Annotated in this window: 12 protein-coding genes; 11 read left to right on the top strand and 1 reads right to left on the bottom strand. The window is 64.1% G+C overall.

Annotated features, from left to right (window positions below; genetic code table 11):
• The coding region (locus VFH65_RS21470; protein WP_353324071.1) for an alcohol dehydrogenase catalytic domain-containing protein at window positions 1–333 on the bottom strand (333 nt) is incomplete at its 3' end.
• Between the two features lie 378 nt (window positions 334–711).
• Here VFH65_RS21470 and VFH65_RS21465 point away from each other — a divergent pair.
• The 11 genes from VFH65_RS21465 to VFH65_RS21415 all read left to right on the top strand — a co-directional run.
• A complete protein-coding gene (locus tag VFH65_RS21465) occupies window positions 712–1,173 on the top strand; it encodes an acyl-CoA thioesterase (RefSeq protein ID WP_353324070.1) in 462 nt (153 codons plus the stop codon).
• 101 nt (window positions 1,174–1,274) lie between these two features.
• A complete protein-coding gene (locus VFH65_RS21460; RefSeq protein WP_353324069.1) occupies window positions 1,275–2,489 on the top strand; it encodes an alpha/beta hydrolase family protein in 1,215 nt (404 codons plus the stop codon).
• On the top strand, window positions 2,486–4,192 hold the full coding sequence (locus VFH65_RS21455) for a (2,3-dihydroxybenzoyl)adenylate synthase (RefSeq protein ID WP_353324068.1): 1,707 nt from the start codon (window positions 2,486–2,488) through the stop codon (window positions 4,190–4,192). The genes VFH65_RS21460 and VFH65_RS21455 overlap by 4 nt, the downstream gene beginning before the upstream one ends.
• A gap of 97 nt (window positions 4,193–4,289) precedes the next feature.
• On the top strand, window positions 4,290–5,267 hold the full coding sequence (locus VFH65_RS21450; RefSeq protein WP_353324067.1) for a VOC family protein: 978 nt from the start codon (window positions 4,290–4,292) through the stop codon (window positions 5,265–5,267).
• 66 nt (window positions 5,268–5,333) lie between these two features.
• On the top strand, window positions 5,334–6,323 hold the full coding sequence (locus VFH65_RS21445; RefSeq protein WP_353324066.1) for a fumarylacetoacetate hydrolase family protein: 990 nt from the start codon (window positions 5,334–5,336) through the stop codon (window positions 6,321–6,323).
• Window positions 6,324–6,411: 88 nt separating this feature from the next.
• The gene (locus VFH65_RS21440; protein ID WP_353324065.1) at window positions 6,412–7,959 is read left to right on the top strand and encodes an FAD-dependent monooxygenase; all 1,548 of its coding nucleotides are present in this window, start codon (window positions 6,412–6,414) and stop codon (window positions 7,957–7,959) included.
• Between the two features lie 29 nt (window positions 7,960–7,988).
• Window positions 7,989–8,408 carry a GlcG/HbpS family heme-binding protein gene (locus VFH65_RS21435; RefSeq protein WP_353324064.1) on the top strand — a complete coding sequence of 140 codons (420 nt, stop codon included), beginning with the start codon at window positions 7,989–7,991 and terminating at the stop codon, window positions 8,406–8,408.
• Between the two features lie 109 nt (window positions 8,409–8,517).
• Complete coding sequence (locus VFH65_RS21430; RefSeq protein WP_353324063.1) at window positions 8,518–9,150, top strand: VOC family protein; 633 nt, start codon at window positions 8,518–8,520, stop codon at window positions 9,148–9,150.
• Window positions 9,147–9,389 carry a glyoxalase gene (locus VFH65_RS21425; RefSeq protein WP_353324062.1) on the top strand — a complete coding sequence of 81 codons (243 nt, stop codon included), beginning with the start codon at window positions 9,147–9,149 and terminating at the stop codon, window positions 9,387–9,389. The genes VFH65_RS21430 and VFH65_RS21425 overlap by 4 nt, the downstream gene beginning before the upstream one ends.
• 49 nt (window positions 9,390–9,438) lie before the next feature.
• Complete coding sequence (locus VFH65_RS21420) at window positions 9,439–10,854, top strand: FAD-binding oxidoreductase (RefSeq protein WP_353324061.1); 1,416 nt, start codon at window positions 9,439–9,441, stop codon at window positions 10,852–10,854.
• Window positions 10,855–10,893: 39 nt separating this feature from the next.
• Window positions 10,894–11,134, top strand: a 241-nt coding sequence (locus tag VFH65_RS21415) for a 3,4-dihydroxy-2-butanone-4-phosphate synthase (RefSeq protein WP_353324060.1), incomplete at its 3' end; no start/stop codon positions are given.

Here is an 11,134-nt window from a genome sequence, read left to right as displayed (position 1 = left end):
GAACGTGTCGAAGCAGTACCACGGCCGGCCCCGTTTACACGCCCGGCACTGACCGCACACCGCGCGCCAGTTCAGGATCACGAAATCACCGGGCTCCACAGTCGTCACACCCGGCCCGACCGATTCCACGGTGCCCGCGGCCTCATGGCCCAGAAGAAACGGGAACGCGTCGTTGATGCCGCCCTCGCGATAGGTCAGGTCGGTATGACACACCCCGCACGCGATCACATCGACGACGACCTCGCCCGGCCCCGGATCGGGAATGACGATGTCCACCACCTCGACCGGCTCACCCTGCTTCCGTGAAATCACACCACGCACCGTCTGAGTCATCGCTCACCGCCAAGCGCCGCGCAGGATCCAGGCGAACCAGTCGATGCGGGATTCGAGCTCAGCATGGCGTCGTAATCGGGGTTTGGATCCATCGATTCACCCTCCAATCGGTGATGTGGCAGCTCGTACGAGCGCCGCTTCAGATACTGATGTTTTACGGATACGTTGAGTACTCAACGTATGAGTCGATTGCCTATCATTGGTCGAGCGCAAGAGCTGCGCCCATGGCCCAGTCTTGATGGCTGCCCGCACGACCGCCACTTTCTGCCCTGCTCAAGTTGCCGGATCGCCTTTCCTGGAATTCGGTGGAATATACGATAATGACGAATTATTTACAACGTTGTAGAGTGCTGTCACGATGGACAAGGAGGCGACGTGATGTCCGTCAACGGTTCGGGCGAGGAGGGCATCCTCTTGGCGCGCGAACAGTTCCGTGTCGTCATGGGAGACACTGATGCCGCGCGCGTCATCTACTTCGGTGCTCCGCTGGGCTGGGCCGAGCGGTTGATGACAACGTGGTTCGCCGATGCGGGGCTGCCTACCTCAAGCACGATCGACAGTGGCCGCGGCTACCCCGCCGTGCGTGCGGAGGTCGCGTACCGCTCGCCATTGCGGTTGGACGACCAGGTGTTCGGCACCTTGTTGACGGGCGCTATCACGAATCGTTCGGTGACTTTCCATGCCCAATTCGCTACGGGTTTCGAAGCGCCGCCCGCCGTCGAGGTGTGGCTCACCAAGGTTCATGTGCGATTCGACGTTGACGGATCAGAAGCGATTCCGCTGGATGCTTCGTTGCTGGCCGCATTCGACCGCGGATTCGTCGAGCCCCAAACCCAGTGATCGAACGATACGTAGAAAGGAAAGCCATGTCAGACGCCGTAGCTTCAGCGCCTCCGCGCAGTACGGAGCGGACGCCTTCGGGTCGTGGACGAGCAGCCCTCATGATCGACTGGTGGCCGCACGAGCTGGCGCACGATGTGACCATCGACCAGCGGACCGTGATCGCCTTTGACGGTGAGGTTTCCCGGGGCACCCTGTATCGCCCAGCTCGCAGCGACGGTCGCACGGTCTTCTGCCTCATGCATCCCCGACAGGATCTGCGTCAGCATCCCTTCATTCCAGGGCTGCTCGAGGCGGGGCATGCCGTGTGGGCGCAGGTTAGCCGCAATGTCGGCAACGACATGCCGTTGGTCCACGAGGGCGCGATTCTCGATGTCGCCGCCGGTATGGAGTGGCTGCGGGAGGTCGGATTCGAACACATCGTGCTGGTCGGCCACTCCGGCGGCAGCGGGCTGTACTCGTTCTACAGCGAGCAGGCGCTGACCGAACCCTCCAGCCGGATCGCGCGAACACCGGGTGGCACGCCGACGAAGCTGGTTGAGGCTCCGATGCCGGCACCGGACGGCCTAGTGCTAGTGGCACCCCATCCGGGGCAGGGCAGGCTGCTGTTGAATGCGATTGACCCTTCGGTTGCCGACGAAAGTGATCCGTTCTCGGTCATCGCGGAGCTGGATCCGTTCGATCCCGCCAACGGGTTTGGTGATGCGCCGGAAGGGTCGCACTACTCGCCCGAATTCGTGACCAGCTACCGGCAAGCTCAGCGTGATCGGGTCGCCCGGATCGACGAGCATGCGCGGCAACTGATCGCCGACCAGCTTGCCGCTCGCAAGAAGGTGAAGTCCGGCGCGGGTACCGAGACGGACCGCCGACGCAGCATCCTGACGCCGGTGATCACCACCTACCGCACCGATGCGGACCTGCGCTGCACCGACCTGAGTCTGGATCCCTCGGACCGGCACTACGGCTCGGTGATCAGTGCGCGTCCCGCCGTATCCAACTACGGCGTCAATGGATTCGGTCGCCTCACTACGCCGGAAGCCTGGCTGTCGACCTGGTCTGGGCTGTCATCCAACGCGTCGGTGGAGCGGTCTTTGGCCGGCGTCACGGTGCCAACGTTGGTCATCGAGTTCACCGGCGACGTATCGGTCTTCCCCGGCGACATCGCGAGCGCGCTGCAGGCGTCGGCGGCGACCGATGTCGGGCACGTGCGTATCCGCGCAGACCACTTCGGGCGACCCCTCGCCTCGGGAGAACAGCCCGGTGTCGGCTCCGCGATCAGCGAAATCGTTACATGGACCCAGGAGCGTGCCAATTGACCGACTCGACCTTTACCGAGGATGACATCGTCGCCTACCCACGGGATTTCATCGATCGGTACCGCTCCGCCGGAGCGTGGCGCGACCTCACCATCGCACAGGAATTCCGCGCGGTCGCCGATCGCTACCCCGATCGCCCGGCCGTCGTCGGACCCGATCTGGAGCTCAGCTACGCCGAACTCGACCGTCGCGCCGACCGGATAGCGGTCGGCCTGCGCAAGGAGGGTGTCCGCCCCGGTGACCCGGTCCTGCTGCAGCTGACGAACCAGGCCGCGACCGTGCTCATCTGGTACGGGCTGCTCAAGGCCGGTGCGATTCCGGTGGCCACGCTCGCCCTGCACCGCCGGCACGAGATCACGGCAATCGCACGTCAATGTGCACCCGTCGTGCATGTTATCGACCCCGCCTTTCCAGGACATGATCTGCGGGAACTCGCTGCTGAGGTGCGCGCGGAGCAGCCGTCAGTGCGTCTGCTCGTCACCGTCGGCAACGGTGCGCCCGAGGCTGGCGAAACCTCCCTCGACTCGCTGCTGGCTGCCGACATCGACCCCGTGGCAGCGCGAGCTATCGTCGACGAGATCCAGGCAGGTATTTCGGCCGAGAGCATCGGCGTGCTGCAGCTCTCCGGTGGCACGACGAGTATTCCCAAACTGATTCCCCGGTTACACACCGAATATTGGTACAACTCACGTGCGTGGGCCGAGGCCGTGCGCATCGACAGCGGCAGTTGCACAGCGCATTTGCTGCCAATCGTGCACAACGCGGGCGTCGTCTGTGCCATGCATGCTGCACACGCTGTCGGTGCCTGCGTGGCGACGTGTATGCCGGACGCTGCGCAGTTCAAGGCTGTGGCTGTGTCGCATCCGATCACACACATGTTGGCGACACGGCCGATCATGGGGCTGATCGACTCCGATCCGGAGTTGCGGGCTGCGCTGGACGCCCTGCGTGTTGTCGTCTGGTCGGATCGCGCGGTGCCGCCCGCAGTGGTCGACGAATTCGAAACCGATACCTGCCGAGTCACGCAGATGTTCGGCATGGGGGAGGGGCTGTGCATGGTGACGTCGGTCGACCTCTCCACCGATCTTCGGCACCACACCCAGGGGGCCCCGATCGCGCAGTGCGACGAGGTGCGCGTTCTCAAACCCGGCACGGAGGACCCGGTTCAGTTCGGCGAACACGGGGAATTGTGTGCCCGTGGCCCCTACACCATCCGTGGCTATTTCCGTGCCCCGGAGCGCAATGCCGCGGCGTTCACCTCGGACGGTTTCTACCGCACCGGCGACATCGTCGTCGAAATGCGCGATGGGGGCCAGTCCTATTACCGCCTCGAAGACCGGATCAAGGATCTGATCAATCGCGGCGGCGAGAAGATCAACGCCGAAGAAGTGGAGACGGTGCTGATCGATCATCCCGCGGTGGAACGGGTGGCCGTGGTGGCCATGCCCGACGAGCGGCTTGGTGAACGCAGCTGTGCGTTCCTGGTAGTGCGAGAAGGTGTGCAGGCACCCGATCTCGCCGCCATCAAGCAGTACTTTGAGGAGCGAGGCGTGGCGAAGTACAAGTGGCCGGAGCGTGTCGAACACCGGAAAAGCCTGCCGCTCACCAACATCCACAAAATCAACAAGGCGACCTTGCGCCGGGAGATCGCCGAGATTCTTCAGGCGGAAGGAGCCGCGAGAAAAGCAGTGCCATCAAGTTGACGACGCATTCGTAGATAGTTTAACGTATGTGTAGAACCCATTCATGGAAAGCGGGCCTTGCGCGCATTCGGCCCGTCGGTCAGCCAGGAGGTCGAAGATGTCCCCAATCGGCATTGAACGAGTGAACTACATCGCGCTCAACGCGAAGGATCCCGAAGCGGCGGCGAAGTTCGCCGCCGAGCGGCTTGGTTTCACCCTCGAGCACGCGTCCCCGGACGGCACGCACTACTTGAGCGCGCACGGGGTCGACAGGTACTCGCTGGTGTACAAGCCCGGCGATCCGCACGGCCTGCACCACGTGAGCTATCTGGTCGGCGACGAAGCCGTGCTCGACCGGGCCGAGACGCGGCTGACCGACGCCGGTGTCGAGGTGTCGCGCCACCATGACGGCGAGTGGGAAGCCAATCCGGCCATCCGGTTCAGCACGCCCGGCGGACACCTCATCGAGTTCACGACCGGTGTGCACACCGACATCCCGGTCGCACACCTCGTGGAGGCGCCCAAGTCCGGTGGCGCGACTCCGGTAGTGCCCGATCACGTCGGCATCGGCACTCCCGACTTCGACGCCGAGGACAAGTTCCTCAGCGACGTCCTCGGTCAGCTTCACTCCAGCCGCATTTTCGCGGGCGGGGAGCAGATCATGACGTTTCTGCGCTCGCCCGGCCGATTCCTCTACCACGACGTCGTGCTAGTCCGTACGCCCGTGACCGCACTTCACCACATCCAGTTCAGCCTCAAGACCGTCGACCAGTTCTACGAGACGGCCGCGGCGCTGCAGGCCAACGGCGTGCAGATCGAGTGGGGCCCCTTGCGGCACGGCCCGGGCCACAACATCGCCATGTACTTCCGCGACGCCGAAGGCTATTGGTTCGAGTACTCGGTCGAGGAGGAGATCATCCTCTATGACCCGACGTACGTGCCGCGATCCTGGAGTGTCGACGACCCGCACGCCGTGGACGAGTGGGACACCGGCGCACCGCCGGCCGAGCTCATGGGTGGTCCGCCGCCGGCCGACGCCCTGCTGGGCACCGACCTCGACGAGAAGTTCAGCGCCACTCCTGCAAACCAGAGTTGACCGCGCCGTAGGCAAGGAGGCCCCAGTAATGGCCGGCACCACAATCGGATTCTTCGGGGCCTTCGCGTGAGGCTGGTTCGGGTCACCGGGTCCGGTACCGGGATCGTCGTCGACCTCAGCGGTGTTGCGTACGTCGTCGACGTCGTGACGGGAGCAGCCGCGCTCTCCGCCGACCGGAGCGCGGTGGCAGACGGTTTGTCCGCGTTGTTGACCGATCCTGCGCAGAGCTGGCGCCCGTTGGTCGATGACTGGGAATCGGCGCGCGGTTCATTGCTCGAACTCACCGAGGTGGCGCTCGACGATCTCGCCCGGGGTCGAGACCGGTTGGGTGTGCGCGCGCTGGCCGAGCTGGACCTCGACCCACCCCTGCCCGACCCCACGTCCCGAATCTTTGCGGCGGGCGGCAACTTTCCGATGCACGCCTCGAAAATGGTGACCAACACGGTGAAGTCGAGCTCGATCGGCGGGCAGACAGAGACGGTCCCGTGGGGGTTCTACGTGATACCCGGCACCATCGTCGGCGACAAGGCGACGGTTACACCGCCCGAGAGCACGCAAAAGCTCGACTATGAGGCTGAAGTTGCCGTGGTGCTCGGCGGCGGCGAGCACCAGCCGGGCAGCGATGAGATCTCGGTCTGGGGCTATACGGCGTGGAATGACTTCAGCATCCGCGACGGCGCGCTCGGGCTGACCCGCGTCGACCACGGTCCTCTGACGTGGTCGCTGACGAAGAACTTCCGCACCGGACATAGCTGCGGTCCCTGGATGGTGGTCGGCAGCGACGTCGACACGGGAGACCTGAGCATCTCCTGCCGTGTCAACGGCGAGACCAGGCAGGACGGGACGACGGCGGACATGCAGTTCTCGTTCGGCCGGATGGCGGCGCACATCGCCGAGTATGCACCCATCGGCGGTGGCGACCTGATTCTGTCTGGGACTCCGGCGGGCAGCGCAATGGAACAAGGGATCGACGGGCCGTATCTGAAGGACGGCGACCGCGTGGAAGTGCTCGTCCAGGGCGTCGGCGTCCTCCGCAACCAGATCAAGATGGGCTAATTGGGCCGCCGACAAGCGGGCTGTCAAGGGCGACGGCAGGTTTCGTGATGAACGCTGGCCACTGCGCCTAGACAAAGGAATGGACACCATGACTCGACGCGTGGACATCATCGGCGGCGGGCCGGGCGGCGCGTTCGCCGCTCGATTGCTCGCATTGCGCCACCCCGACTGGACGGTCCGACTGTTCGAACGACTGCCACCAGATGACACCTTCGGCTTCGGTGTCGGACTGACCCACGGTCTGGTCAGCTCGTTGGGCGACGCGGATCCTGAAGTGCTCGAGCGCCTTATGGCCGAGGTGTTCTCGTTCCAGGGCGCGTCGTTTGACCTGCCGCAGGGGCTCGTGAACTTCGGGCAGTTCCACAGCGGCGCCGTCCGGCGGTCAAAACTGCTGCGGATTCTGCTCGACAGCGCGGCCGAAGCCGGAGCCGAGGTCGTGATCGGCCAGTCCATTTCGGTCGACGAGTTGGTCGACGGCGCCGACCTAGTCATCGGTGCGGACGGGCTGTCGAGCGCCACCCGGGCGAAATTCGCCGACGTGCTGGCACCCCAGACCCATGTCGGTCGCGGCGCCTTCATCTGGTGCGGCGGCGAGGTCGAGTTGGACGGAACGGTTTTCATGCCGGTTGAGACACCGGCCGGTACTTTCGTAGCGCACGCGTATTCCTATGACCGCGGCCTCGCCGCGCTCGTCATAGAAGCCAGCCAGGAGACGGTCGAGCGCGCAGGTTTCACCGACCGGACATGGGCTTCCGAAAGCGACTCTGATGTCGAGGCGCTTGAGTATCTGTCCGAAGCATTCGCCCCTTTGCTCAAGGGCGGCAAGCTTTTCGGAAACCGTTCCCGCTGGGGACATTTCACCACCCTGACCTGCGCTCGCTGGTATCACGACAACGTCGTGCTGCTCGGTGATGCCGTCGCGACCGCACACCCTTCGCTCGGCTCGGGCACAAAGTTGGCGTTGGAGAGTGCGATCGCCCTCGCGGACGCCATTGATGCCGGCGGTGATGAACCACTGGTCGAGGCGCTGCCGCGGTACGAGGCCGCCCGACGGCCGAAAATCGAACGGCTGCAAGAGGCAGCGATGCGCAGCCAGCTGTGGTGGGAGTCCTTCACCATCCGCAGTGAGCTGTCGCCGTCGCGGCTGGCGGTGGCATATCTCAGCCGTGCCGGGGTGGTCTCGCTCGCCGACGTCGCGACGATGGCGCCCGAGCTTGCTCGCCAGGCCGCGGCCGAGTTCGCCGGTGTAGATCGCGGCGCGGTCGCACTCGACGAGCTGGTGAGCTGGGTGTTGACCAAGCCGCTTGACACCGATCGAACGCAATTCCCGAGCCGGGTCGTCTCCAATTCCGTTGGCTCCGTGGCCACTGTCGGTGTTCGCAGCGGTGATGCGTGGAGCGCTGAGGCCACTCAATATTTGGAGATTGCGCACGGCCACGTCCGCAGCGGCGCCGACGTAGTCTGTCTAACCGGCGGCAACACTCGGCCGGAAGTGCTTGACCGGCTTGCCGTCGCGGAGCGCCTGCGTCATGAACTGCCGGTCCCGGTAGGTGTCGCAGTGCCGGATCGAGAGGTCGATCTTGCCGCGGCCGGGCTCATCGCCGGCCGTATCGACCTCGTGTGGACCGCGAGTTGACATCAATTTCGTTTGGAAAGGAAGACGTCATGTCGGATATCACCCTAGGTGCGCGAATTGCCGAGCAATCGGTGATGAAGATGCTGAAAGCGGCTGTCCTGGAAGCTCGGCGGCTGGAGGCACCCGCGGGCATCGCCATCGTGGACCCCAGCGGCCTGCTGCGGGCCTGGGTTCTGATGGACGATGCAGTGCCGCTGGCAGCCGACATCGTTCCGAAGAAGGCGCGCACCGCGGTGTTCACCGGTATGCCGACTGGTGACATGCCGGCCGACCTCAGCGCCAAACTCACGGTGGCGACCGCCGACTTCGTTGACCTACCGGGCGGCCTTCCGATCGTGGTCGATGGACAGGTGGTGGGCGGAATTGCTGCCGGTGCCCATTCGTCCGAGGCAGACGTCGCGATCGCGCGGGCGGGACTGGCCGCGCTCGAGCCGGCAGTGAGAGTGTGATTCAACGAACTAGGCCAAAATTTTACGTATATGTTGACCCTGGGACTGTGTGTCGATATCCTTGCTATAGGACATAACGAAGCAACGCCCGATGAGAGGAGGGCTCAAGATGACTGAGCAGCCTGGCCATCTCGCGCGAGGCGTCGACCACGCCGCTTTTCCGACGTTCGACCCTGCAGGTACGGTGCGGTTTTACCACGACATACTCGGTTTTCCGATCGTGCATTCGGTGTGTGCGGTGGGCTGGGGTCCGTCCGATCATCCCGATTTCGTCCACTTCTTCTTCGACATCGGGAAGGGCGATCGGCTGGCCTTCTTCTACTACTTCGGCGTCGAACCGTTCAGTGCTCCCGGTCAGGATGCCTACGCGACGCATGGCCCCGAGATTCCGGGTTTCTTCCGCGATTCCCGTCATCTCGCGATTCACGTCGACTCAGTCGAAGCGCTCGACGAATACCGGCGGCGACTCGAGAGCAACGACTGGGTCGTCGAGATGCAGGTCAAGCACGAGACCATCGAATCGATCTACACCCACGACCCGAACGGTTTCATGGTCGAGTTCACCTATCCGCTGCGGGAGACGACGAAGGTCGATGATGACGATGCGGAGCTCACCGTCCGCGCACTCATCGACGTGATCGCCGAAGGCGGCACACCGACGATGGCGAAGATGTGGGCACGCAAGGCCGAACTGATCGTCGCGAATGTCGCCGACGAATTGGAAGGCGCGAGGAGTCAGTGATTGAACTCTACGTGCTCGACGTTCCGGAGTTCCGTGCGGTGATCGACGAGGTCAAGCAGTATTCCGACGAGGTCGACCCAGTTGGCTACTACGTGCGGTTTCGGAACGCGAAGACGTTGGTTGTCGATCGCCGTAAAGCCGGTGTGCGGCAGTCTATCTGGTACAGCAGCATCGGCGCGCTGCGTGGCGGGAAGGTCGCGCAGTTCGATCGCGACGCACTCGTGATCGAGCCGGACTAGCTTGCGTTTTTTCGGATCAGAGAAGATCTCAATGGTTAGGAGTCAGTAAATGGCGGCACCGGCGCGCGTATTGTTCGACGATTTCCCCACCACATTCCGCGGCGAGCTGTTTCGCCCCGGCGACCCCGGCTATGCCGACGCACGCACGATCTTCAATATGCGCCTGGACCATTGGGAGCCAGCGCTAATCGCACGTGCGGCCGATGTCGACGATGTGGTGACGGTCGTTCGCTATGCGGCCGATACCGGGACACCGCTGGCGGTGCGGGCGGGCGGGCATGGCGTCGACGGTACGGCGACGCCAGATAATGCGCTCGTGCTCGATCTGACGAACTTCAAAGAGATTTCGGTTGATACAGAGACCGGGCGCGTGCGACTGGGCTCGGGTGTGTTGCTCGGGGAGATGGACCCGGCACTGGCCGAGCATGGGCTCGTCGTTCCTGCGGGTACCGTCAGCACGACTGGCGTCGCGGGTCTGTGCCTAGGTGGCGGCGTTGGCTATCTCATGCGCCGCTATGGTGCCACCGTCGACCAGCTGGTCGCGTGTGACGTCGTGACGGCAGACGGACGCAGAGTGCGCGCCAGCGCGGACGAGAACCCGGACCTGTTCTGGGCCCTGCGCGGTGGAGGCGGCAACTTCGGCGTGGTCACCCACTTCGAGTTCCAGGCTCAGCCGATTCCCGAGACAGTGTCTTCAGGGTTCATTCCCTTCACGATTGATCAGGCGCCGAAGGTGCTGGCGGGTCTGCGGTCGTATATGACGACGGCACCGCGCGAACTGGGCGTCATCGGAGCGTTGACACAGTGTCCGCCGCTGCCGCCCGTCCCGGCGGAGATGCACGGCGAGCCGTGTTTGATGCTGATCGTCGTCTATTCGGGTCCGCAGGAGAAGGCTGATGCGGTGATCGCGGATCTGGCCGCGCTCGGTGACGCTGCGTCCATCGCGGTTGCGCCGACGCCGTGGCCGGTCGCGAACAAGATGCTCGACGTCATCGCCCCCTCAGGCCGGCGCTCCTACACGAAGGGCGCGTACTTGGCCGAGCTGACCGATGAGCACATCGCCATTGGCGTGAAGCATGCGAAGCTGGCGCCGCCGCGGACCAACCCTCCGATGCCGAGTTCGGTACAGAACTTCTGGGTGTTCGGTGGTGCGATCAGCGAGGACTACGACGAATCGTCGGCGGCGTTCTCCAGGGACGCCGAATGGTTCTGGGAGGTGGCCATCCAATGCGATGTCGCCGCCGACGACGAGCGATTCATGACGTGGGCCGACGGCTTGTACTCCGAGCTCAAGCCGCACTTGCTCCCGAACGTCTACATCAATCTCAGTACGGACATGGGCCCCGAATGGCGCAGGGGCGCTTGGGGTTCGGAGGAGAAGTACCAGAAGCTGGTCGACGCCAAGACCAAGTGGGATCCGACCAACATGTTCCGGTTCAACAAGAACATCGAGCCTCGGACCTAACCGGGGTCGGCAGGGAAAGATCCAGAAGGCGAGGATCGGATGGCCATGTCAACGATCGACGAGGCGGTAGCGGCGATCGCCTCTGGTCGCCCAGTGGTGGTCCTCGACGACGAGGATCGGGAAAACGAAGCCGATCTCATCATGGCCGCGGAGCACGCCACCCCCGCCGACGTGGCGTTCTTCCTGGAGCACACCTCCGGTTTCCTCTGTGTTGCGTTGTCGCCGGAACGCGCGGAGAAGCTGCACCTTGACCCGATGACCGCCGACAACTCCGAGGCAC

The organism is Mycobacterium sp. (assembly GCF_035697385.1).
GTDB lineage: Bacteria > Actinomycetota > Actinomycetes > Mycobacteriales > Mycobacteriaceae > Mycobacterium.
The sequence above is the reverse complement of the archived record's forward strand: the minus strand, read 5'-3'. Positions and strand labels throughout refer to the sequence as shown.